The organism is Kribbella rubisoli, assembly GCF_004217145.1.
Classification (GTDB): Bacteria; Actinomycetota; Actinomycetes; order Propionibacteriales; family Kribbellaceae; genus Kribbella; species Kribbella rubisoli.
This window is the reverse complement of sequence record NZ_SHKR01000018.1, coordinates 63,299-87,023: the sequence shown is the minus strand read 5'-3', so window position 1 is coordinate 87,023 and position 23,725 is coordinate 63,299. Positions and strand designations below refer to the sequence as shown.

22 protein-coding genes are annotated in these 23,725 nt (G+C 68.2%); 19 read left to right on the top strand and 3 right to left on the bottom strand.

All coding sequences use genetic code 11. The features are described from left to right. Nucleotides 1-426 precede the first annotated feature (426 nt). The gene (locus EV645_RS38480; protein WP_338419179.1) at nt 427-2,046 is read left to right on the top strand and encodes an SIR2 family protein; all 1,620 of its coding nucleotides are present in this window, start codon (nt 427-429) and stop codon (nt 2,044-2,046) included. Nucleotides 2,047-2,080: 34 nt separating this feature from the next. On the opposite strand, the gene EV645_RS42045 is transcribed toward EV645_RS38480, so the two are convergent. Further along, nucleotides 2,081-2,899, bottom strand: coding sequence for a prolyl oligopeptidase family serine peptidase (locus EV645_RS42045; RefSeq protein ID WP_130449661.1), 819 nt, complete (start codon nt 2,897-2,899; stop codon nt 2,081-2,083). Between the two features lie 180 nt (nt 2,900-3,079). On the opposite strand from EV645_RS42045, the gene EV645_RS38470 reads away from it, so the two are divergent. Beyond that, the gene (locus EV645_RS38470; protein ID WP_130449659.1) at nt 3,080-5,098 is read left to right on the top strand and encodes a GxGYxYP domain-containing protein; all 2,019 of its coding nucleotides are present in this window, start codon (nt 3,080-3,082) and stop codon (nt 5,096-5,098) included. Nucleotides 5,099-5,150: 52 nt separating this feature from the next. Here the strand turns inward: EV645_RS38470 and EV645_RS38465 are convergent, their stop codons facing one another. Further along, nucleotides 5,151-5,753, bottom strand: coding sequence for an AMIN-like domain-containing (lipo)protein (locus EV645_RS38465; RefSeq protein ID WP_130449657.1), 603 nt, complete (start codon nt 5,751-5,753; stop codon nt 5,151-5,153). Between the two features lie 106 nt (nt 5,754-5,859). Between EV645_RS38465 and EV645_RS38460 the strand changes: the two genes are divergently transcribed. From EV645_RS38460 to EV645_RS38385, 16 genes are all read left to right on the top strand, one after another. Beyond that, nucleotides 5,860-6,651, top strand: coding sequence for a GNAT family N-acetyltransferase (locus EV645_RS38460; RefSeq protein WP_130449655.1), 792 nt, complete (start codon nt 5,860-5,862; stop codon nt 6,649-6,651). 45 nt (nt 6,652-6,696) lie between these two features. Further along, nucleotides 6,697-9,333 (top strand): preprotein translocase subunit SecA, encoded by a 2,637-nt coding sequence (locus EV645_RS38455; protein WP_130449653.1) that lies wholly within the window; start codon nt 6,697-6,699, stop codon nt 9,331-9,333. A 70-nt stretch (nt 9,334-9,403) separates the two neighbouring features. Next, on the top strand, nt 9,404-10,039 hold the full coding sequence (locus tag EV645_RS38450; RefSeq protein WP_130449651.1) for a VC0807 family protein: 636 nt from the start codon (nt 9,404-9,406) through the stop codon (nt 10,037-10,039). Beyond that, nucleotides 10,036-10,287, top strand: coding sequence for a hypothetical protein (locus EV645_RS38445; RefSeq protein ID WP_130449649.1), 252 nt, complete (start codon nt 10,036-10,038; stop codon nt 10,285-10,287). The genes EV645_RS38450 and EV645_RS38445 overlap by 4 nt, the downstream gene beginning before the upstream one ends. Further along, nucleotides 10,284-11,219, top strand: coding sequence for a hypothetical protein (locus EV645_RS38440; RefSeq protein ID WP_130449647.1), 936 nt, complete (start codon nt 10,284-10,286; stop codon nt 11,217-11,219). Before EV645_RS38445 ends, EV645_RS38440 begins: the two co-directional genes overlap by 4 nt. A gap of 190 nt (nt 11,220-11,409) precedes the next feature. After that, nucleotides 11,410-12,834, top strand: coding sequence for a replication-associated recombination protein A (locus EV645_RS38435; protein ID WP_198682142.1), 1,425 nt, complete (start codon nt 11,410-11,412; stop codon nt 12,832-12,834). Further along, complete coding sequence (locus EV645_RS38430) at nt 12,831-13,139, top strand: nuclear transport factor 2 family protein (RefSeq protein WP_130449645.1); 309 nt, start codon at nt 12,831-12,833, stop codon at nt 13,137-13,139. The genes EV645_RS38435 and EV645_RS38430 overlap by 4 nt, the downstream gene beginning before the upstream one ends. A 340-nt stretch (nt 13,140-13,479) precedes the next feature. Next, nucleotides 13,480-13,830, top strand: coding sequence for a hypothetical protein (locus EV645_RS38425; protein WP_130449643.1), 351 nt, complete (start codon nt 13,480-13,482; stop codon nt 13,828-13,830). Nucleotides 13,831-13,959: 129 nt separating this feature from the next. After that, the gene (locus tag EV645_RS38420; RefSeq protein ID WP_130449641.1) at nt 13,960-14,370 is read left to right on the top strand and encodes a DUF948 domain-containing protein; all 411 of its coding nucleotides are present in this window, start codon (nt 13,960-13,962) and stop codon (nt 14,368-14,370) included. Beyond that, complete coding sequence (locus tag EV645_RS38415) at nt 14,367-14,603, top strand: DUF6167 family protein (protein ID WP_130449639.1); 237 nt, start codon at nt 14,367-14,369, stop codon at nt 14,601-14,603. The genes EV645_RS38420 and EV645_RS38415 overlap by 4 nt, the downstream gene beginning before the upstream one ends. A gap of 5 nt (nt 14,604-14,608) precedes the next feature. After that, entirely contained in the window at nt 14,609-17,278 is a 2,670-nt protein-coding gene (gene alaS, locus EV645_RS38410) for an alanine--tRNA ligase (RefSeq protein ID WP_130449637.1), read from the top strand. A 28-nt stretch (nt 17,279-17,306) separates the two neighbouring features. Further along, nucleotides 17,307-17,744: a Holliday junction resolvase RuvX gene (gene ruvX / locus EV645_RS38405; RefSeq protein ID WP_479684505.1), complete on the top strand. Its 438-nt coding sequence runs from the start codon at nt 17,307-17,309 to the stop codon at nt 17,742-17,744. Between the two features lie 11 nt (nt 17,745-17,755). Further along, nucleotides 17,756-18,943, top strand: coding sequence for an endolytic transglycosylase MltG (gene mltG, locus EV645_RS38400; protein WP_242000929.1), 1,188 nt, complete (start codon nt 17,756-17,758; stop codon nt 18,941-18,943). Between the two features lies 1 nt (nt 18,944). Continuing rightward, nucleotides 18,945-19,769 (top strand): shikimate dehydrogenase, encoded by an 825-nt coding sequence (locus EV645_RS38395; protein WP_130449633.1) that lies wholly within the window; start codon nt 18,945-18,947, stop codon nt 19,767-19,769. After that, on the top strand, nt 19,756-21,324 hold the full coding sequence (locus EV645_RS38390; protein ID WP_242000928.1) for an FAD-binding oxidoreductase: 1,569 nt from the start codon (nt 19,756-19,758) through the stop codon (nt 21,322-21,324). The genes EV645_RS38395 and EV645_RS38390 overlap by 14 nt, the downstream gene beginning before the upstream one ends. A gap of 14 nt (nt 21,325-21,338) precedes the next feature. Continuing rightward, entirely contained in the window at nt 21,339-22,376 is a 1,038-nt protein-coding gene (locus EV645_RS38385) for a DUF2330 domain-containing protein (RefSeq protein WP_157997247.1), read from the top strand. Here EV645_RS38385 and EV645_RS43025 read toward each other — a convergent pair. After that, the gene (locus EV645_RS43025) at nt 22,369-22,821 is read right to left on the bottom strand and encodes a hypothetical protein (RefSeq protein WP_242000927.1); all 453 of its coding nucleotides are present in this window, start codon (nt 22,819-22,821) and stop codon (nt 22,369-22,371) included. The genes EV645_RS38385 and EV645_RS43025 overlap by 8 nt on opposite strands. Nucleotides 22,822-22,930: 109 nt before the next feature. Between EV645_RS43025 and EV645_RS38380 the strand changes: the two genes are divergently transcribed. Next, a complete protein-coding gene (locus EV645_RS38380; RefSeq protein WP_242000926.1) occupies nt 22,931-23,638 on the top strand; it encodes a prepilin peptidase in 708 nt (235 codons plus the stop codon). Nucleotides 23,639-23,725 lie beyond the last annotated feature (87 nt).

Here is a 23,725-nt window from a genome sequence, read left to right as displayed (position 1 = left end):
CGACGCTCACTGAGCGAGGTCGCTACGGCCGCCGAGACGGATTCGCAGGCAGCTCGACTAGTGCTTCTGGTCGGGGCCGGGGTCGACCAATCGCTCAACCGTCGACCCGGCTGGACCGATCTGCTCGGAGACGTCGCAAAAGCCGGCAACCTGCAGTTCAACAAATCACAGCTGAACGCAGTCTCCATCCGGTGGCCGATGGAATCGGCGGAGGCGCTGCGGATCACATTGGGGCCGACCGGCTATACCGACGGGATCCGGAAGGCCGTTCCCTTCATCCCGGGTGAAGAAGCGGCGGCGACCCCGCTCGCCAAGGCGATCACGCGGCTCGTCTCCGGCGGCGTCAGCCTGATCGTCTCGCTGAACTACACGGATGATCTCATCGACGTTCTGCGGACCAACCTGCCGGCCGATTTCGCCGTACGGGTGATCGAGCGGACCGAACTCTCGGCGTGGCCGCTCGGCCAGCTGTTCCAGCCGCCCAAGAACCAGGTCAACGTCCTCCGGCTCCACGGGGCGATCCCGTTCGACGGCGTCGTCGGCGAACCGGTCGTCCTCTCCAGGTCGACCTACGATGCAGCGCTCAGCGCGGAATCGCCGTACCGGGCCATCCTGTCGAGACTGTTCGAGGACTACGTGGTCCTGTCCGTCGGTGTGTCGTGGAACGATGTCGCGCTGCGCGATGCGGCAGCGACCGTGCGACGTAAGCTGCCGATCGCCCGACCGATGCACTACGCGACACTCCAACAAGTCGGTACGACGCGTGACTGGTGGGAACAACGCGCCTTGACGGCGTCGTACGGCGTTCGCCCGCTGTATTTCAAGGAGTACGACGAGGTCGCCCAGATCCTCGATTCGATCGCTGATCTGGCGGTCGGGCTTCGAACACCGACAGCGGACTCACCGCTCGAAGACATCGCGTCCTGGCTGGACCATGTTGGCGACTACGAGTCCCGGCAGCAGTCAAGTTGGTTCGCACAGGTGAGTGGTGCCGGTACGCCGAACTGGAAAGCAATGGTGAATGCCATCCGCCGAGCCTGCAGTGGCGACACCATGGACCCAGATCTGTGGCTGGCCTGTGCTCGGATCGAGAGCCACCTTCGGCACTTTCTGTGGTTCTGGCTCCCCATATCGGAAAGATCTGCGACCCGTAAGACATTGTGGACCGGCATCGCCAAGAGTTGGTCATCCTTCGGGGCCACTGCGCAAAATGAGCTGTGGAACAGCGATCAACTGCAGGCGGCGCTGTCCTGGCGGAGCCAGTCACCTGCACCGACCAGTCGGGCGTTGCTCCAGTTCGCCATCGGTGCCCATGAGGTAATGGGGCCCGGTAAACAGGTTCCTGTTGTCGACGAGTGGCGGAGTCGCCTGTCCAACCTCGCCCGCACCGGCGGGAACAGCATTACAGCGAAGCGATCGCGACTGGCGAAACAGGTGTGGACCGGCCCGGCGTCACCCAAGTTGCTGGCTGACGTGCAGAAGGCCTATTGGGAAGGCATCGAGGCGAAAGTCGCACTCGACCTGGTCGAGACGCGCATCAAGGAGGAGGCCGCCGCTCGAACCACTGTTGTTCATGGACGTTCACCGACGATGAGAGATTGGCCTGACAGTCTCCGCGCGGAGCTTTTCGGTCAGTGCGATCACGTCCGGGAACTCGCTCGGGTCGTCGGTTCGACCCGGCGGGAGGTCGGTGCGATCGTGCTCGCATCCTTCTTCATTCCGGCGGATCAGGCGGAGGGCTATCTGATCGCCGCGTATCGCCGAATGACCGAGATGAGCGCTGGACGTCCCGAGCCGACGGCGACCTGGGCGGTCATTATCGGCTTGATCGCGGCATACTCCGACCAGGCCTCAGGCGTGGAGGACGCGCGACTGGTACCGGTTTTGTGTGAATGGTTGCAGGACAAATGCGGACGCATCCCCTTGGACGAGCCGATTGCGGATGCAGTTGAGCAGGTCTACCTAGTCTTCTGGAGCAGATTCCACCGTCGCGCTGCTGAACTCGCAGTCAGCGTCGCGAAAAGCCTTCTCCCTACGGCGGGCTGATTGCGTGGTCAGGGGCCCGACGACGCATCTGCCGTTATGCATGCAGCGTCGGGCGGCCCAGGTGACGGCGGAAGAACCGCGCGGCCTCGGCTGCGACGTCGTGCCAGATCTGGGCGTCGTACGGCGCTTCCGGGTCTTCGAGGAGGTTGTGGTGGGCGCCGGGGATCGGGATCAGGCGACTGTCTGCGCCTGCGGCAAGCAGGGCCCGATGAAGCAGCTCGGCTTGCTCGTAGGGGACTGTCTCGTCTGAAGTCCCGTGAATGATCAGGTACGCCGGCCCGCCGGCCCGCACGTGCGCAACAGGGCTTGCCGCCCACAGTTGGCTCGTGTCGCCGCCGACCAACGCGGTAACCGGGGACGGCCGGTCGATGCGCATCTCGCCACCTCCGCGCGTGAGATCGCTTGGTCCGCTGATCGTCACAACAGCCTGTACGTCGGCCTCCACTGAGCCGAGGAGTCCGGCCATAGCCGCCAGGTGCCCACCGGCTGACTGCCCCCACACCCCAATGTGATCGACATCGACCGGCAGCCCGAGCGGGTTGCGCCGAAGCCAGCTCACCGCCGCCTGAACGTCCTCCAACTGTGCCGGAAACACCGCCTGCCCGCTGTGCCGCACCGAAATCCCAACAGCCAGAAACCCAGCCCGAGCCATAGCCGGCCCCACAAACGGCAACATCGCCGCCCCTCGATCCCCAGACCCCCATCCCGGACAACCATCAACCCGTACGACTACGGGCACCGGACTCGCAGGCATCGGCGCACGCGCGACCACATCCAGGCAGAGGTCGACACCATCGGGGCACGCGTACCGAATGTCCAGCAGGCAAACGAGGTCCGGAGCTGCATCCGTCATTTCGATCCCCCTCCCGCGCACCGGACCGTCCCACCTCCTGCTGACAGGGTCCAGAGCGAAATCTCGGAAACGATTCCAGTTTCTTTGGCCAACGTTGTAACGAGCTATGTACACAGTGTCTCGGCGTTGCTACTGTCCGGCCTGATTTGACATCGATGTCAACCTCAGGGAGTGGTCACGATGGTTTCGAGACGAGCGTTCCTGGCGGGCAGCGGTGCGGTGACGGTGGGGGGTCTCGGGTTCGTTCCGGGGCTCGCTTCTACGGCGCAGGCTGCAGTTTCATCGACGTCCGGCAGCCCCGCCCGGCTGCTGCCGGTGTTCAACCGCCCGAAACACCTGGATTACGGCGACGTCAGCAAACTCAGCGGGGGAGACCAGACCCTGCTGACAACGTTGCAAGGCATCGTCAACCGTACCGAGCCGGAGTTGTACTTCATCTACGACACCGGGACGCAGAGCGTGCCGGATGCCAAATGGCTGGCCGACCTGCACCTGCCGACCAAGTTGTACAAGAACCCGCTGGACCTGGTCGCGAAGTACCGCAATCGCATCCGGGGTGCGATCGTGCACGACCCCGCCGTACCGGACTCGCTCAACGTGGCGACGACCTTGGCCGGCCTGGAGGGCGCGGTCGTCGCGGACGCCGATCAGGCGAAGGCATACGGCCTGAAGATCGTGAAGGACCTGCGCGGGGTGTTCGACGACGACCGCGTGAAGACCTACCGGTGGCAGCTGGACAACCTGTTCCCGCGGGTGACCAAGCAGCTCCTGGCGGGTCTGCCGCCGACCCAGGTGGTCGACGTCGAAGGCGTGGTCTGGCAGGAGATCGCCCGCGAGACGCAGCAGATCCGCGACTCGTCGAACCGCGGTACGTACAACCTGGACGTCTCCGCGAAGCTCGGCAAGGAGGCTGTGTTCGTCCGGTTCGCGGACTCGTTCAGCGACGACGGCTGGGGTGCTTCGGTCCGGCATGTGGTGGTGACGGCGAACGGCACCGAGTTCGCCCGGTTCGAACCGAACACGCCGGAGGAAGCGCCGTACCTGTTCGACGGCTCGCACTCCTCGATCGGTGGTGAGGCCAACAGATTCGCAGACGGCGGCAACTACTGGATCTACCGTTTCGAACCACCGGCGGGTACGACGTCCCTCGTCGTCACGGTGGAGATGTGGAACCAGTACCTCGTCAGCGCGACCGACACGTCGCCGACCCGCGTCGAGCCGTTCCCGTACTTCCGTGACTACGTGGTTGCCACCAAGGCCCTGGTGAGCTGGCTACCGCCGGGCGGCGACACGGGCGACCTGCTCATCGAGCACTACGCCAAGTGGCCGACGCTCGCGCCGTACATGGGCTGGTTCGCGAACGACGTCTCCGGTGAGTGGGACGGCGTCGACCTCGCGAGCCAGGGCGGTTCGCCGGTGGTCGCGGCCGACTTCTACATGAACGGCACGGTGCACGCCGGCACTGCCGCGCCGATCTCGAGCAAGCCCCGGCCGGTACGGCGGATCAGTAAGGCGAAGAACAAGGTCTACCTGACGCTGACCTTCGGCGAAGGCGACAACATCCAGTACTGCCAACGCCGGCTGCGCGACATCTGGGACGACCCGAAGCGCGGCGAAGTGCCGACCAACTGGACCATCAGCCCGCTGCTCGCCGAGGCCGGTCCGAACATCTACAGCCACTATCAGCGCACCGCGACCGCCAACGACTTCCTGGTCTGCGGCCCGTCCGGTGGCGGGTACACGTATCCGGCGTCGTGGAACCCCGCCGACCTCACGAAGTACCTCAAGATGACCGGCGACTTCATGCGCCGCACCGCGCTCGACGTGGTGTACGCGTACAGCGGCCGGCAGGACGGCACGTGGGTGCAGCTCTCCGAGGAGATCGCGAAGGGGTACGCCGACTACACGCCGACGAAGGGGATCATGCAGACCTGGGACGGCGACACGTTGACCGTCCGTCACGGTGGCATCCCGATCACCGGCGGCTGGGGCGCACCGGGCAAGGCCGCCGAGTTCAAGGCCGCGCTGGATCAGCGGATCGCGAGCTGGGACGGAGCGAGCCCGCTGTTCATCTCGGGCCTGATCGGCGCCTGGTCCTGGACGCCGTCCGACATGGCCGAACTCGGCCCGCTGCTGACCGATCCGTACGAACTCCTGCTGGGCAATACCTTCTACGACCTGCTCAACCGCTCGCTGTAGAACGCGGAAGCGGTCGCCCGGTGTGGGAACCGGGCGACCGCGGGGAGGGGGCTTACCAGTGGTGCGCGACGTCGATCACCAAGCGGGTGTTCGATCCCGGCCCCGCCAGCGTGTAGACCTTGAACGGCAGCCGGGCGCGGACGCCGAGCCCGATCGTCGTCTGTCCCTCGAAGGTGCCGGCGTAGGCGACCTGGCGGAACGTGCTGTACCCGGTCACGTTCGTCAGCTCCTTCGCGTTCTTCGGTGTGTACGTCGCCGCGCCGGTCGAGCTGTACGCCGGAGCACGGACGACGACCTGTAGCTTCGCCCCACCGCGGAGCGGGACGAGGTGGCCGGCGCCGTCGGTATAGACGTTCGTCACGTACCGGACGTCGTACCCCGGTGCGCGACCGCGGATGTCGACGACGATCCGGTCGAAGCAGGCATGCCGTCCGGTGCGGACAGCGGTCACCGGCGCCTGCGTCATCCGGCTATTTGCCTCAGGCAACGATCCCCAGCCGCCCGGGCAGGTCGCGATGGCGGCAGCGGTGGTCGACGTGGCTCGTGGGGCGGTAGCGGATCCGGTCAGTGCCGGTGCGGCGAACGCGGCCGCGGGGACTGCCATCACCGCCAGTGCGGCGAAGATCGTCTTCGGTGTGATGTGGTGGATGTTCATGATGTGTTCCCCCCTTGGGATGACACTTACTTGGACGACACCAGTTGCCAACTGGTTTACTTTTTGTCCCGGTGATTTCAGGTAGTCGTTCAGGCACGATGTGCAGATGACCCCCGATGAGCTGCTCGACGTGTTCCACCGCCGGATCCGGTTGCCGGATGCGGACGCGATCCCCGGATGGAAGCAGGAGCACGAGGGTCTGGTGCACCGCTCGTACATCGGAGGTCCTGAGGGAGCCGGTTTCGTCGAGACGCCGCGCGGGCTGGGGGATGACCCGGACGCCGTGATCGAGCAGGAGCTGATGTTCTTCCGGGAGCGCGGGCTGCCGTTCGAGTGGAAGACCTATGCGTACGACGAGCCGGCCGATCTGGGGGAGCGGCTGGTCAGAGCGGGCTTCAGCAAGCAGGACCCGGAGACGCTGATCCTCGGCGAGGTGGATCGGATCCTCGAGCGGCCGTCGGCGCTGCCGTCGAAGGTGCGCTTGCGGGAGGCCGACGGATCAGACGACTTCCAGCGGATCGCCGTACTGACCGACACGCTCTGGGGCAGCGGGCTCGCACGCATCGTGGAGCAGTTGCAGGGCGAGGCGCGGATGTTCCCGGACCGGTTGTCTGTGTTCCTCGTCGAGGACGTGCTGACGCAGGGGCCGGCGGTGTCGGCGGCGTGGATCCGGTTCCATCCCGGCACCGGGTTCGCCAGCCTCTGGGGCGGCGGAACGCTCCCGGAATGGCGGCGCCAGGGGCTCTACAGCGCGCTGCTCGTCCACCGCGCCCGGCTGGCGAAAGACCGCGGGTACGAGTTCCTCCGCGTCGACGCCTCCGAGGACTCCCGCCCGATCCTCCAGAAGCTCGGTCTCCACGCCGTAACAACCACGACACCGTACGAGTGGACACCCTGACCTGACGAGCGGAACGACACGCCGACGCTGTACGTTGCCTGCATCATGGCCCTGAAAATCGCTTCTCGCTTCCGCCGGCTGCTGCAGCGCCCCGGCTCGATCGATCTCGGCCCGTACGAACGGCTCACCCAGCTGGTCGGCGAGGCGGAGGAATCGGTCCAGTCCCTGACCGACGAAGAGCTCACCGAGGCGGCCACGGAGCTGCGGACGACCGGTGGCCTGCACGAGGACGAGCAGATCGAGTTCCTCGCGCTGGCCCGGGAGGCGGGCCAGCGGGCGCTCGGCGAGCGGGCGTTCGACGGCCAGGTCGTCGGCGCGCTGGCGATGCTGCAGGGCCGGGTCGTAGAGATGGCGACCGGTGAGGGTAAGACGCTGGCCGGTGCCATCGCCGCCGCCGGGTACGCGATCGGCGGCCGCAAGGTGCACGTGCTGGCCGTGAACGACTACCTGGCCAAGCGCGACGCCGAGTGGATGGGCCCGGTGTACGAGCTGCTCGGTGTGACCGTGTCGCACGTCGGCCAGGTGTCTACGCCGGAGGAGCGCCGCGAGGCGTACCAGGCGGAGGTCTGCTACGTCCCGGTCAACGAGATCGGGTTCGACGTACTGCGGGATCGGCTCGTCACGAATGTCGACGACCGGGTCACGGCCGAGGCGGACGTGGCGCTCGTCGACGAGGCCGACTCGGTGCTGATCGACGAGGCCCGCGTGCCGATGGTGCTCGCCGGGGCGACCCGGTCCGAGGCGCTGGACGACGACGTGGTCCAGCTGGTCCGGACGTTGCGCGCGGGCGTGGACTACGAGATCGACGGCGACGGCCGGACCGTCGCGCTGACCGACCGCGGCACCGACAAGGTCGAGAAGGCCCTCGGCGCGGCAGCCGAGGCGGCGGCAGCCGAGGCAGCCGATGAGCCGGCGGCCGACGACTCGGTGACTGACGAGCCGGCGACCGACGACGCAGCGACCGGTGGCTCGGAGACCGATGAGGTGGCTGATGAGGTGGCCGAGGAGTCGGAGACTGAGGAAGCGGAGCCCGCGCCGGAGTTCAACCTCTACGCGGACGAGAACCTGGACCGGCTGACCCAGATCAACGTCGCGCTGCATGCCGAGGTACTGCTGCGCCGCGACGTCGACTACCTGGTTCGCGACGGCAAAGTCAGCCTGATCAACAACAACCGCGGCCGAGTCGCGAAGCTGCAGCGCTGGCCCGACGGTCTGCAGGCTGCCGTCGAGGCCAAAGAGGCGGTGCCGGTCAGCGACTCCGGTGAGGTGCTGGACAGCATCACCGTGCAGGCGCTGGTCAAGCGGTACAAGACGCTGTGCGGCATGACCGGTACGGCGGTGGTCGTCGGGGAGTCGCTGCAGGAGTTCTACGAGGTCGACGTCGCCGTCGTACCGCCGAACACGCCGAACGTCCGCAAGGACGACCCCGACCGGTTGTACCTGACGGTCGAGCAGAAGAACGAGGCGCTGGTCAAGCACATCGGCGTCGTCCATGAGTCCGGCCGGCCGATCCTGATCGGCACGCACAGCGTCGAGGAGTCCGAGCAGCTCAGCGACAAGCTCGAGGCGGCCGAGATCGAGCACGTCGTACTGAACGCGAAGAACGACGCCGAAGAGGCGGCGATCATCGCCGAGGCCGGTGTGCCGGGGACCGTGACGGTGTCGACGCAGATGGCCGGTCGCGGTACGGACATCCGGCTGGGCGGACGCGACGAGACGCACGACAAGGAGAAGGCCATCGAGCTCGGTGGCCTGTACGTGATCGGCACCGGTCTGCACGCGTCACGACGGCTCGACGACCAGCTGCGTGGTCGCGCCGGCCGTCAGGGCGACCCAGGCGGAACGCTGTTCTTCGCGTCGCTCGCGGACGAGCTGGTCACGCGGTACTCCGTTTCGTCGGGCCTGCGCCCGCACCCGGACGACACCGGGCGGCTGACCGACCGCAAGTCGATCGGCGTCCTCGAGCACGCGCAGCGCGTCGCCGACGGTGCGAACGCCGAGCTGCACCGGACCACCTGGCAGTACAACCGGCTCACCGGGCAGCAGCGGGCGATCCTGCTCGAGACCCGCGAGAAGGTGCTGACCGACGACCTGGCCGCGACCGAGCTCGCCGAGCGGGCCAAGGAGCGGTACGACGAACTGGTCGACGAGGTCGGCGAGGACGTGGTGAAGGCCGCGGCGCGCCGGATCGCGCTCGGCCATCTGGACCGGCGGTGGACCGACCACCTGGCGTACCTGGCCGACCTGCGCGAAGGCATCCACCTGCGGTCGCTGGCCGGCGGCATCGTGCACCTGAAGCCGATCGACGAGTTCAACAAGTCGGCGATCGCGTCGTTCGACACGCTGATCGAGGACGCCTGGAAGGACACGGCCGAGACGTTCGGTACGGCGGAGATCACGGCCGACGGGCTCGACGAGGAGGCCAGCGGGATCCCGCGGCCGACCGCGACCTGGACGTACCTGGTCAACGACAACCCGTTCGGCACCGAGGCGGACCGGATCCTCGGCCGGCTCCGCAACGCGATCAAGCCCGAATCGGCCGCCGAGCCCGAGGAGATCCTCCACGAGGGGTTCGACGAGGAAGACCTCCCGGAGGAACTCCGCGACGCGGACGACGACCAGGACGCGGACGAGGACCTGCCCGAGGCAGCCGACGACGAGAAGTCGGACAAGAAGGACTAAGACTTTGGTCTAGGCGCGCACAGCCGTCGGCTCGATGCCGGCCGACGGCTGCGTGCCTGATTCTCGGGTCATGCCCCGTACGCGCAAAGGCCGTTGGCTCCTCGTCGTCGACATCGCCATCCCGCTCGCCCTGTATTACGGCCTCAAGGCGCTCGGTGTGAGCGACCTGATCGCGCTGCTCGCCGGCGTCATCCCCGGACTGATCAGTTCCGCCGTCTCGCTGGTGCGCGAGCGCCGTACGGACCTGGTCGGGATGGCCGTCGTGGTGAGCATGGTGGCAAGCACAGTCGTCGCAGTGATCGGTGGCGACGCACGCCTCCTGCTCGTCCGCAACGCCTGGATCAGCCTGCCGTTCGCCGGTATCACCTTGTGGTCGCTGCGCCACCCGAAGCCGCTCACCTATATCGTCACCCGCGCGATGTTCGCCCGGCGGGCCGCGCTGATGGACGAGCTCTGGGAGACCAACGCGCGGTTCCGGGACGCCTGGAAGTGGATCACCGTGTTCTGGGGCATCGCGTCGATCGTCGACGCGGTCGTCCGGGTCATCCTCTCGTACACGCTGCCGATCTCCGTCGTCCCGGCGACCGACCCGGTGATCACGGTGCTCACCATCGTCGCGCTGCAGGTCCCGACCATCGTGCTGCTCCGGCGGAGCGGCACGTACCAACTCGTGTTCGCCCCTCGGCGTCCTACAGTCGTCGGATGACGGACGAGAACCTTTCGCAGGAGCGCATGAGTGAGTTGCTCGACTCCGGGGAGGCGACGCCGATGCTCGCCGGGACGGAGGTCGGTCCGACCTGGTACGCGGGCCGCTGGTGGTACGTCCCGGTCGAGGCGGCGGAGGACGCCGACTACCAGCCGGCCGACCCGGAGAAGGCCGAAAGGTTCGACAGTCTCCGGCGCCGGGCGGAGGCCGTCGAGCGAGTGCAGGCGGAGCTGGACGGCCGGCAATGACTCCGCGGGCCGAGCTCCGTGAGCCGAGCCGCGACGAGCTCGCCGCCGCGCAACAGGTGGTGGACCTGTTCGCCGCCGAGGCCCTGCTGGCCCTCGACCGGTACGAGCGGTCGTTCCCGGCAGCTGCGACGGACAAGCCCCGGCGTACGGCGGATCGGCTCGCGCACTGGTGGCGCAGGCTGGAGGTGGACGACGTACGCCTGGATCCGCACGGAACGGACGCCGAGCAGATCCTCGCGAAGGCGGTCGAGATGTCTGTCGACCCGGACAACGAGTGGGGCGTGAGCCTCGAGGAGGCCTCCGCGCAGGCGGTCAACCAGGCCGCGATCGAGGGCCGGACGCTTCCGGTCAGCAGCATGGCGGATCTCCGGAAACAGTTCGACGACGCGTACGGCGGACGCGCGGACGTCCCGGCCCGCGACGACGAATGGCTGGCCCGGTCGCTGACCCGGTTCGCCCGCGCGAGCGTCCTGCGGGACGTGGTCGCCGAAGGGGCGCACGTCCGGGTGAGCGGACCGCTTCGGGAGGCTGCCGACGACCTCGTCCGGCAGGGGCAGCAGTTGATGGACGACCGGACGAACCTCGCCCGGCGTCAGGAAGCGCCGATCAGCCGTCGCGAGGTGCTCCTCCGGCAGGCGCGGATGACCTCGGCGTTCTTCGCCTACACCATGGGAGTCGGTCTCACCGGCGCTCCGATGTGGGCGGAGCTGGCGATGAAAGTGCCCGCGTTGGCGGTGTACGTGAAGGGCACCAACGATGCCTGGATGGACCACAGCAACGCCGTCGCCACCCGACTCGATCCCGCGCAGGCGCAGCTCCGCTCCGTCCGCAAGGGCCTCGCCGACGGCCTCGACACCCCGACTCCGGCTACCCGCCGCGACACCCGGGCCCTCCGCAACTCCCCAACCCACCGCCCCACCCAAGGCCGCTAACCCCACCGCTAACCCCACCACCCACCTCCCGCCGCGGCCGGCTGGGCGCGCTGGACGTTTCGGGGGTCAACCCCTCGGCTGGTCGGTTGGCCCCTGGGGTTCTGGAGGCCGAACCGACCAGCGCAGGGGTTGACCCCCGAGACGTCCGAGCGGCAGGCGGGGTGTCGGTGGGGGTGGATAGGCTTCTGGGGTGAGCGAAGGTTTGTTCGATCTTCCGGGAGCGCCGGCGCCGGCCCGTGGGGGCGGCAGTTTGGCGGATGCGGATCACACGGCGGCTCCGTTGGCGGTGCGAATGCGGCCGCGGAGTCTGGACGAGTTGGTGGGGCAGCAGCATCTGCTCGCGCCGGGCTCGCCGCTGCGCCGGCTGGTGGAGGGTGACCAGCCGATGTCGCTGTTGCTGTGGGGCCCTCCGGGGACGGGCAAGACCACGATCGCGGCAGTGGTGTCGCACCAGACCAACCGGAAGTTCGTCGAGCTGTCTGCCGTCACGGCCGGGGTGAAGGACGTGCGGCAGGTGATCGACGGCGCTCGCCGCGACCTGTCCCGCGCGACCGGCACGGTCGAGACCGTCTTGTTCATCGACGAGGTGCACCGCTTCACGAAGGCACAGCAGGACGCGCTGCTGCCCGGCGTTGAGAACCGCTGGGTGACGCTGGTCGCGGCGACGACCGAGAACCCGTTCTTCTCCGTAATCTCTCCGCTGCTGTCGCGCAGTCTCCTGCTCACGCTGGAGTCCTTGACCGACGACGACATCTCGCTGCTCTTGGATCGGGCTCTGTCCGACGAGCGTGGGCTGAACGGCGACTTCGAGCTGGCGCAGGACGCGCGGGACCACCTGCTCCGGATGGCCGGCGGAGATGCCCGCCGCGCACTCACGTACTTGGAAGCCGCAGCCGGCGGAGCTCGCGCCAAACACGACCAAGCCGTCAAATACGAGCAAGCCGGCGACGGTACTTCGGATGAGGCGCCGGCTCGGGCGTTGATCGATCTCGTGACGCTGGAGACCGCGGTCGACCGAGCCGCGGTGCGGTACGACCGGGCCGGGGACCAGCACTACGACGTCGCGTCGGCGTTGATCAAGTCGATCCGGGGTTCGGACGTCGACGCCTCCATGCACTACCTGGCCCGGATGATCGAGGCGGGGGAGGACCCCCGCTTCATCGCCCGACGCTTGGTGATCTCCGCGAGCGAGGACATCGGCATGGGCGACCCGACCGCGCTCGGCGTCGCGGTCGCCGCGGCCGAGGCGGTGCAGTTGATCGGTATGCCGGAGGCGCGGATCAACCTCGCGCAGGCAGTCGTCGCACTCGCGCTCGCGCCGAAGTCCAACGCCGTGATCGTCGCCGTCGACGCGGCGATCGCGGACGTCAAGGCGGGCAAGGTCGGCCCGGTCCCGCCGCACCTGCGCGACGCGCACTACGCCGGCGCCAAGAAGATCGGCCACGGCTCGTCGTACGAGTATTCGCACAACGATCCGCGCGGCGTCGTACCGCAGCAGTACGCCCCGGACGTGATCGACGGCACTGACTACTACACCCCCACCCGCCGCGGCGGCGAAGCGGCGTACGCCGATCGGGTAGCCGCCATCCGCAAGATCCTGAGGGACCGCAAATGAGCCGGGCAGGCGACCACGTCGACGCGTTCAACCAGGCGGTCACGACCGGGGACTGGGACGCTTTCGCCGAGCGATTCGCCGCGGACGCGGTCATGAGTTTCGTACAGGTTCCGGTCGGGCCGTTCGAAGGTCGGACGGCGATTGCTGCGGCGTACCGGGAAAATCCGCCGGCGGAGACCATGACGCTGATCGACGACGGCGGCGAATTGGCGCGTTTCCGCTGGTCGGGCGGTGGGACCGGGTCGATGGAGCTGCGATGGGCACCGGACGGGGCCGTTCAGGCACTCACGGTGAGCTTCGATTGAAGCGTTCGAATCGGTAGGCTGCCTTTCGGCCTGGGGGCGAAAGGTTTTACGTTGTGAGGCAGTCCAGTCCGCGGCACGTCCGTCGGCGTACCCCGCTCCTGAAGTTGGGTGTCGGGGCAGCAGCTCTGGTTCTGGTGGCCGGCGCTCTGTTCCTGACGCCGTTCCGGTCGCACGAGACGGCGACCACCCAGGCGGCGCCCTCGTCCACCCCGAGCGTCTCCGCTCCGGGCGTCGAACGCTCGCAAGGTACGTCGAGGTCCACTCCGAGACCGAAGCTCCCTGTCGGCAAGCCGTTGATGCCGTTGAGCCCGTCGGCAACCCCCAGCGAGCCCGCACCGCCTTGGGTAGCACCGGAACCGACGCGATCCGCCACCCAGGAACCGACGACTACAACGGCGACCATCACCCGGCCGACGTCACCACCGACCAAGCCGACCAGGCCGACCACCCCGATCCCGACCAGCCCGACCAGCCCGACCGCAACGACGCCGTCAACGTCGGCAAGCCCGACGACACCGACGACACCGACGACACCGACGACACCGACCAGCCCGACGCCGACCGCAAGCCCAACGACACCGAGTCAAACGCCCTCAGCGACCCCCTCGACCACGGCGACGCCGACCCCGGCAGAAACAACCCCCACGGAGACGTCACCGACCCCGTGAGCCGGTTTGGTGGGCGACTGTGATGTGAGGGATGGTGTCCTGGAGCGGAGTGCGGTATGGCCGCGCGATAGGGTCGTGCCTCCATAAGGGCACACAGTCATACGGGCATGACAGCTCACAACGGGCTCGCTACGGGAAGGTGGATCGTTTCCATGAGCGTCGGTGAAGTCGCGGGGCTGATAGCTGCCTGCGCGCTGCTCATCCTGGTAGGCCTGCTGGCTTATCCGATCCTGAAGCTGGGCAAGGTGTTCGACGAGACCCGGATCATGGTCAAGGGCGTCTCCGATTCCAGCATCCCGCTGCTCGGTGAGGTGACCACGACGGTGGCGACCACGAACGCCCAACTGGCGAAGGTGGACACGATCACCGACAACGCCACCACGGTGACCACCAACGCGGCCGCGTTGATGTCGCTGTTCTCGGCCACGGCCGGCGGCCCGCTGGTGAAGGCGGCCGCCTTCACGTACGGCGTCCGCCGCGCGCTCGGCGACCAGCAGCGCAAGGACGTGAGCCGCCGGGTCAAGGAAGAGATGAAGGCCGAGCGGAAGGCGCGGAAACGGTGAAGCGGATCATCTGGCTGATCGTCGGGATCGCCGTCGGCGTGTACGCCGTCACCCGGCTGAAGAAACGTGCACAGCTCCTCGCTCCGGACAGTGTCCAGGAGTCCGCGGCGAAGCTGTCCGCCGCGGTCCGGCACTTCGGCGACCAGGTCCGCGAGGGCATGGCCGAGCGGGAGACCGAGCTGCGTGACGCGCTGGGCATCGAGACCACAAACGATCGTGAGGACTACCGGTAACACCCATGGAAACCAGTGAGATCAGGCGACGGTTCCTGCAGTACTTCGAGGACCGGGGCCACACGGTGGTGCCGAGTGCCCCGCTCCCGTCGCCGGACCCGAACCTGTTGTTCAACGTCGCCGGCATGGCGCAGTTCGTTCCGTACTTCGTCGGCCAGCAGACCCCGCCGTACGACCGGGCGACCAGCGTGCAGAAGTGTGTCCGGACCCTCGACATCGAGGAAGTCGGCAAGACCACGCGGCACGGCACGTTCTTCCAGATGAACGGCAACTTCTCCTTCGGCGACTACTTCAAGGAGAAGGCCATCGAGTACGCCTGGGAGCTGGTCACCAAGCCCCAGAACGAAGGCGGCTACGGCTTCGACGAGTCCGTTCTCTACGCCTCGGTGTACTACGACGACGACGAGGCGATCGACCTCTGGAAGCGGATCGCCGGCCTGCCCGACGACCGGATCGTCCGGCTGGGGATGAAGGACAACTTCTGGTCGATGGGTATCCCGGGTCCGTGCGGCCCGTGCTCGGAGATCCTGATCGACCGCGGCCCGGAGTTCGGCGCCGACCGGGACTGGGAGGCGGGCGACCGCTACCTGGAGTTCTGGAACCTGGTCTTCATGCAGAACATCCGCGGCGAGGGCGGCGGCAAGGACGGCTACGAGATCCTCGGCGAGCTGCCGAAGAAGAACATCGACACCGGTCTCGGCCTGGAGCGGGTCGCGTACCTGCTGCAGGGCGTCGACAACATGTACGAGATCGACGAGATCTTCCCGGTGATCGAGAAGGCGTCCGAGCTCAGCGGCCGCAAGTACGGCGTCGAGCACGTCGACGACGTCTGGTTCCGCGTGGTCGCCGACCATGTCCGTAGCGCGCTGATGCTGATCGGCGACGGCGTCACTCCGGGCAACGAGCAGGGCGGTTACGTACTGCGCCGCCTGCTCCGCCGGGCGATCCGCTCGATGCGGCTGCTGGGCTACGAGGACCCGAGCCTGGTCGAGCTGCTGCCGACGAGCCTCGAGCAGATGAAGAAGTCGTACCCGGAGCTCGAGGCCGACTTCGGCCGGATCAGCCAGGTCGCGTACGCCGAGGAGGAGGCGTTCCGCCGTACTCTCACGGCCGGTACGACGATCTTCGACGTCGCGGTGAAGGACACCAAGGCGAGCGGTGCGCACCAGCTCGAGGGCGCGAAGGCGTTCCAGCTGCACGACACGTACGGCTTCCCGATCGACCTGACCGTCGAGATGGCCGCCGAGCAGGGCCTGAACGTCGACACCGAGGGCTTCCGCTCCTTGATGAAGGAGCAGCGCGAGCGCGCCAAGGCGGATGCTCGTGCGAAGAAGGCCGGTCACGCCGACACCTCCGGCTACCGCGAGCTGCGGGAGAAGGGTGCCACCGAGTTCACGGGGTACCAGGAGCTCTCGAGCGACTCGCAGGTGCGCGGTCTGCTCCGTGAGGGCGCGGTCGCGCCGTTCGCCGAGCAGGGCGAGACTGTCGAGGTCGTGCTGGAGAAGACCCCGTTCTACGCGGAGTCCGGCGGGCAGATCGCCGACGAGGGCCTGATCCTCGGCGACGGCCTGAAGCTGAAGGTTCTCGACGTCCAGCGCCCGGTCAAGGGCCTGATCGTGCACCGCGTCGAGGTCCTAGAGGGTGTACTGCGTCCCGGCGAGAACGTGCACGCGGCGGTCGACCACGAGTGGCGGGTCTCGGCCTGCCAGGCGCACTCCGGCACGCACGTCGTGCACGCCGCGCTGCGCCAGGTGCTCGGCCCGAACGCGTTGCAGAGCGGTTCGTACAACAAGCCCGGTTACCTGCGGCTCGACTTCGCCTGGTCGTCGGCGCTGGACCCGGCGACCCGTTCGGAGATCGAAGAGGTCGCGAACCTCGCCGTCCGGCAGGACCTCCCGGTGTCGGCGCAGTACATGACGCTGCCGGAGGCGCGGGAGTGGGGCGCGCTGGCACTGTTCGGCGAGACGTACGACGAGCAGGTCCGAGTGGTCGAGATCGGCGGCCCCTGGTCGCGTGAGCTCTGCGGCGGCACGCACGTGAAGCACTCCTCGCAGGTCGGCGCGGTGACCGTCACGGGTGAGTCGTCGGTGGGCGCCGGCGTACGGCGGATCGAGGCGTTCGTCGGCATGGAGGCGCTGCACTACCTCGGCCGCGAGCGTGCGCTGGTCCGCCTGCTCAGCGAGAACCTGAAGACCCGGCCGGAGGAGCTGCCCGCCAAGGTCGCCGACCTGGCCGAGCGGCTGCGCACGGCAGAGAAGGAGCTCGAGCGCGTCCGCGCCGCCCAGGTCCTCGAAGCCGCGGGCGAGCTGGCCAAGGACCCGAAGGACGTCTTCGGCGTCCAGTACGTCGGACACCGTGCGCCCGACGGCGTGAACGGCGGCGATCTGCGCAAGCTGGCGCTGGACATCCGCGGCCGGATGGCGAACGACAAGCCGGCCGTGATCGCCGTACTGAGTGTGAACGACGGTAAGCCCGGTGTGGTCATCGCGCTCAACGAGCTCGCCCGCGAGTGGCGGCTCAAGGCCGGTGACCTGGTCCGGGTCGCGGCCGAGAAGCTCGGCGGTCGCGGCGGCGGCAAGGACGATGTCGCGCAGGGTGGCGGCACCGACCCGGCCGGCGCCGACGAGGCGCTGGCGGCGGTCGAGCACACCGTCGGCCACCTCGTCACAGGCTGATCGGGGACCGTCACAGATGAGAAGAGGCGTGCGGATCGCGCTCGATATCGGGGATGCCCGGATCGGCGTCGCGAGCAGCGATCCGCACGGAATCCTGGCCACGCCTGTGGAAACCGTCCGCCGTGGGCCCGGGGATCTGGATAGGATCGCCGCACTCGCCGCCGAACTGGAGGCGTTCGAGATCGTGGTCGGGCTGCCGCGCTCCCTGTCCGGGGGCGAGGGACCGGCCGCGGTGAAGATCCGGGAGACGGCGGCGCAGGTGCTGGACAAGATGCGTGAGGGGACGACGATGCGGCTGGTGGACGAGCGGTTCACCACCGTCACCGCCGAACGGATGCTGCGGGAGCGGGGAAAGAAGGGCTCCAAGCGTCGCGCCGTGGTCGATCAGGCCGCGGCGGTCGTGATTCTGCAACATGCGCTCGACCTCGAGCGCGAGACCGGTAACCCGCCCGGGAGGCCCCTGTGAACGGACCATCGGTGGAACAAGAGCTGAACGAGGGCGAGGAGCAGGCCGACGATCTCGGTAGCGGCCTCGGCCTGCGGGCCGAGACCCGCGTCGAGCGTCGCGCGAATCGCCGCCGGGCCCGCAGCCGCCGGGCGTTCGGCTGCTTCGCCGGTCTGGTCTCGCTGATCGTCGTCGGTGCGATCGTGGCCGGAGCCGTGGTCGGCTTCGGCAAGGGCAAGGACGCGCTGGAGGGCGTGTTCTCGGCGCCGGACTACACCGGCCAGGGCACCGGGACCGTGCAGGTCGAGATCTCCAAGGGGCAGTCGACCTCTTCGATCGCCGACACGCTGGAGAAGAAGGAGGTCGTCAAGAGTGCCCGCGCCTTCGAGCGCGCGGCCCGCGACGACGCGCGGTCGCTGCAGATCCAGGCCGCGACCTACACCTTGCACAAACACATGTCGGCCAAGGCCGCCCTGGCGCTGATGCTGAACACGGCCGAGTCGATCAAGGTGATGCGGGTCAGCGTCCCGTCCGGTGAGACCAAGGGCGACGTCGCGGTCATCCTGCAGAACAAGCTCAAGCTGCCGGCCGGCTCGGCTGCGACCGCGATCAACCACCCGGCGGCGCTCGGCCTGCCGGCGTACGCGCAGGGCAATCCCGAGGGCTTCCTGTACCCGGCGACGTACGACGTGCCGAAGAACGCGAACGCGACCGTCATGCTCAAGCTGATGACCGCGAAGTACGCGTCGATCGCCAAAGAGCTGAACCTGGTGCAGACCGCACAGCGCAAGAAGCTGGACCCGTACCAGGCGGTGATCGTGGCCAGCATCATCGGCGCGGAGACCAACAAACAGGCCGACTACGGCAAGGTCGCGCGGGTGATCTACAACCGGCTGGCGGCCGACATGTACCTGGGCATGGACTCGACGGTCCACTACGTCGTCGGTAAGGACGGCGGCGTCTACACGACGCCCGAGCAGCGCAAGAACCCCTCGAAGTACAACACCTACAACCACAAGGGCCTGCCGCCGTCGCCGATCAACTCGCCGACCAAGGCGGAGCTCAGCGCCGCGCTGAACCCGACGCCCGGCAACTGGAAGTACTTCACGCTGGTCAACCTGGACACCGGCGAGACCGCCTTCGCCGACACGTTCGCGGAACACCAGGTCAACGTGAAGAAGCTCCAGACCTGGTGTCAGGCGCACACGGGGAAGTGCTGAGTTGACCCGATGCGCTGTGCTCGGTTCGCCGATCGCGCATTCGCTGTCACCGGCGATGCATCGGGCCGCCTACGCCGAGCTCGGACTGGACTGGCGGTACGACGCGTTCGAGGTGCTCGAGGACGAGCTTCCCGCGTTCGTGGCCTCGCTCGGTGAGGACGTCCGTGGGCTGTCGCTGACGATGCCGTTGAAGCGCATCGCACTCGACCTCGTCGACACGGTCGATCCGGTCGCGGAGCTGATCGGCGCGGCGAACACGATGCTGTTCGAGCCCGACGGATCGCGGTCGGCCCACAACACCGACGTGCCCGGACTGGTCAACGCGTTCGCCGAGCAGGGCATTACGGCTGCCGAGACCGCCGTCGTGGTCGGTGGCGGTGCGACGGCCGCGTCCACCCTGGCGGCCTTGCGCGGCATGAAGGTCACCGAGGTGACCGTCGTCGTCCGGGAGATTGCGAAGGCCGAGCGGTTGCTGGATCTTGCCGCGGAGCTCGGACTCCGGACGTCGGTGGCGGACTTCTCGCAGGTGGAGCAGATCGGCGGCTTCGACCTGTGCGTGTCGACCCTGCCGGGCGGCGCGGTCGATCCGTGGGCCGAGCACTTCGCCGCGGTGGCGCCGGTGGTGTTCGACGTGGCGTACCACCCCTGGCCGACCAAGCTCGCGATCGCGGCGCACCGGATCGGTACCGAGCTGTTGAACGGACTTGATCTACTCGTGCATCAGGCGACCCTCCAGGTGGAGATGATGACGGGTAGGTCGCCGGCTCCTCTGGCGGCCATGAGGTCGGCCGCGCGTGAGGAGTTGGGGGATCGTGAGCCTGCTTGACCGCCGTACCGTACTGAAGGCCGGCAGCGCCGCAGCCGTCGTCGGACTGACCGGATGCGGGGACTCCAAGGACAACGCGGGCGGTACGACGAGCCCGTCCGACACACCCACGGCGTCCGCACCCAGCACCTCTGCTCCGACCACCACAGCTCCGAGCAGCACGGCCGTGCCGACCACCACGACGCCGAGCAGCAACCCCAGTACGTCGGCCCCGACGCTGACCTCGACCGCGCCGAACTGGAACACCTTCTCCCGATCGCTGACGGGCAAGCTCTACCTGTCCTCGACCGCCGGGTACGCCGCCGCGCACCAGCTGTTCAACCCGCGCTGGGACAGCGTCCACCCGACCGCCGTCGTCAAGGCCGCGAACGCCGCCGACGTACAGAAGGCGATCAACTTCGCGCGCGGCAACAAGCTCGTGCTCGTGCCGAAGAGCGGCGGTCACTCGTACGTCGGCGCGTCCACGATCGCCAACGGCCTGCAGCTCGACGTCGGCGCGATCCGGGGCATGAGCTACTCGAACGGCATCCTCACCGTCGGCGCCGGAGCCCGGCTGTACGACGTCCACGCGTTCCTCGACCGGTACGGGCGCTCGCTGCCGACCGGCACCTGCCCGACCGTCGGCGTCGCCGGCCTCACGCTCGGCGGCGGGATGGGGATCCACACCCGTACGTACGGGCTGACCTGTGACCGGGTCGTGTCGATGGGCGTGTTCACCGCGGACGGGAAGTCGCACAACGTCAGCGCGACCGTCGAGCCGGACCTGTTCTGGGCATTGCGCGGCAGCGGCGGCGGCAACCTCGGCGTGGTGACGTCGTTCCGGTTCTCGACGATTCCGGCGCCCACCCTCGGGTTCTTCCGGCTGACCTGGCCCGAGTCGCAGGCGGCGGCAGTCGTCCGTGGCTGGCAGAAGTTCGCCCAGACCGCGCCGACGACTGCGTGGGGCAATCTGCATATCGATGCCCAGAGCAACGGAACGCTGTCGATCCACGTGCTCGGCGTCTCCACCACCGGCAACGCGAACGCGGCGGCCGCGCAACTGGAGTCGTTCGTCGGCGCGAAGGCCTCGGCGCGGACCATCAGCGTCAAGTCGCATATGGAGGCGGTGAAGTACCTCGGCGGCGGGACGACGAGTCCGCGGCAGGGCTTCCTCGCGGGTTCCGACGTACTGAAGGGTGCGATGGACGCGGCGACGATCACCGCGCTGCTCGGTGCTGTGAAGGCGGCCGCGCGGGCCAAGACGCCGGCGTCGGCGATCCTGGACCCGCTCGGTGGACAGGCCTCGAAGCAGCCGGCCGGCGGGGCGTCGTGGCCGTGGCGCAGCGCGCTGGGCGTGATCCAGTGGTACTCCTCCGCGCAGGGCACGACCGCGAAGACCTTCATCGCGAACGGCCATCGCGCCGTCCGGGCGGTCTCGGCCGGTGCCTACGTCAACTACCTCGAGGCCGGCCGCGCAGTGAGTTCGTACTACGGCGGCAGCTCGGCCAAGCTGCAGGCGGCGAAGAAGAAATACGACCCGTCCAACTTCTTCCACACGCCGTACACCCTTGCCTAGCTAATGTTCCGCCGGTGAAGCTTTGGCGGGTTGTGGCAGGTGTGCTGGCAGTCGGGTTCATTGCGGCCGGGGTGACGCCTGCCTGGGCGTGCGCGTGCGGCGGCTACCTGCCGGACGCGCAGTCGCGAGCCCGCGCGTACGGCGAGAACGCCCTGGTCCAGCATGACGGCGGCACCGAGAAGATCACGCTCTCGATGGCGATCAACGGCATCTCGAAGAAGGCTGCCTGGATCATGCCGGTCCCGGCGGCCGCGAAGGTCGAGCTCGGCGACGACCAGCTGTTCTACCGGCTCGACCGGCTGACGCGGCCGAAGATCGTCTACAAGAAGACGTACTGGCCGTTCCGCGACCTCGGGATCATGCGCAACTCCCGTGGTCTGGCCGGCGAGGCGGCGCCCGGTTCGGGGGTCAACGTCCGCCAGCAGATGGTCCTCGGCCCGTTCGCGGTCGCGCGGCTCACCGGCTCGACCGGTACTGCGGTGACGGACTGGCTGCGCACGAACGGGTACGTCGTACCGGCGACGCTGGCCGCCAACCTCACGCCGTACCTGACGGAGAAGTGGGAGATCGTGGCGGTGAAGCTCGCGCCGAAGCGGGACGGCGAGAGCCTGAGCGGGGCGACGCCGCCGCTGCGACTCACGTTCGCATCACAGCGGATCGTCTACCCGATGCGCCTGAGCAAGGGCGCGACGACCTCCCAGACGGTCACGGTGTACGTCGCGGCCGAGCACCGGGTCGACGCGACGAAGCTTCCGGACGCGTCGGTGAAGCCTGAACTGCTGTTCGCCGGCCGGGTCGAGGACGCTGCGCTGACGACGCCGGCCAACTTCTTGACGGCGTACACGGCGACGTACAGCGAGCCGGGCCGGATCACCGACGACTTCACGTTCGCGCCGTCCGCGACGGACGCGGAGTACCAGCGGGTCGAGGTCGTCACGACGAACGACGGGTTCTGGAGCACGGTCGGCGTGCTCTTCGGTGGCCTGCTCCTGATCGGCGTCGGCGCGGCCGTGATCGCCCGCGTGCTGGTACGCCGGTCCCGCCTCAGCTGACGAAGTCGATCCGGTGGTCGTGGCCGGCGAAGCTGAACCTGTCGCCGGCGTGCAGGCCCTCGAGAGCCGCGTAGATCGGGGCGTCGGCCGCGATCCCTTCGTACGTCGCGCCGTCGCATTCGAACGCGGCCGCGACCACGCCGACGACGTACCGGTCGCCGTCGAACCCGATGATCGCGCCCGGCCCGACCTCGCTGCGGGGCCCGAAGTCGAGCTTCTCGATCTGGGCGCGGATGCCCGCCTGCCGCTGCTCCCGGCCCTCGAGCAGCCGACCGAGATCACCGGCCTCGGAGGCTTGCGACTGGTCGTCGACCGAGAACGACGAGTCCTGGTCGAGCATCGCGGCCGAATCCTTCCGGGCCACGTCGCCCCGGGCCGCCTGCAGGTCGGCCTCGACCTGCCGCAGCAGCGCGTCCTTGACCTGGCCCTTGTCCACGGCGTTCATCGTCAGTCCTTCCCGAAATGACCTTTCGATCACAGTCCCACACTCTTGTCCACAGGGCTTGCGAAGTCGGGCCACGGATCGGCCACAGGATCGTCTAGGCTCCTGGATCGTGCCGGCTGACAACGCAGTGCTCGCCGCGGGGATCGGTGTGGTCCTCTGCGGTTCTGCCGCGGCTGTCCTCGGCCCCTGGCTGATGCGCAACATCCCCGAGCCGGTGCTGGAGGAGGGCGAGACCAAGGTTCTGTATGCGTCGGTGGCCGGCCGGCGAGCGGCGTACTGGTGCGGCGGGCTCGCGGCCGTGGCCGGGGGGCTGCTGGGCTGGATGCTCGGGCTGGATGCTGTGCTGCCCGCGTGGCTGGCGCTCGCGGTGGCCGGCGCGGTGCTCGGGTACATCGATGCGCGGACGCGGTTCCTGCCCTCGGTGATCATCTGGCCGACGTACGTCGTCGTCGCGGCCGGTTTGCTGGCGGCCGCGGTCGCGACGGGGGAGTGGGGATCGTTGCGCCGGGCAGTGATCGCCGGGGCGATCGGGTTCGCGGTGTTCTATGTGCTCTGGTTCGCGTTCCCGCGCGGCGTCGGGTTCGGCGACGTACGCCTGTCCGGGCTGCTCGGCTTGGCACTCGGCTGGCTGGGCTGGGGGCAGTTCGCGTCCGGTTTGTACGGCGGGTTCTTCCTCGGCGCGCTCGTCGGCATCGTGCTGATCGCCGCGCGGGTGATGACGCGCAAGCAGATGGTTCCGTTCGGGCCGTTCATGCTGGTCGGCGCATTGGCCGGCGTACTGCTCGGCGCGCCGTTGGAGCGGTTGTACGCCGGATAGGGGATCCCTGCACTCCACCAGATGGTTGATGTGCGGGCACTGCCCGCCTTCCTAGGGTCGACGTATTCGAACTCTCGGGAGGGAATC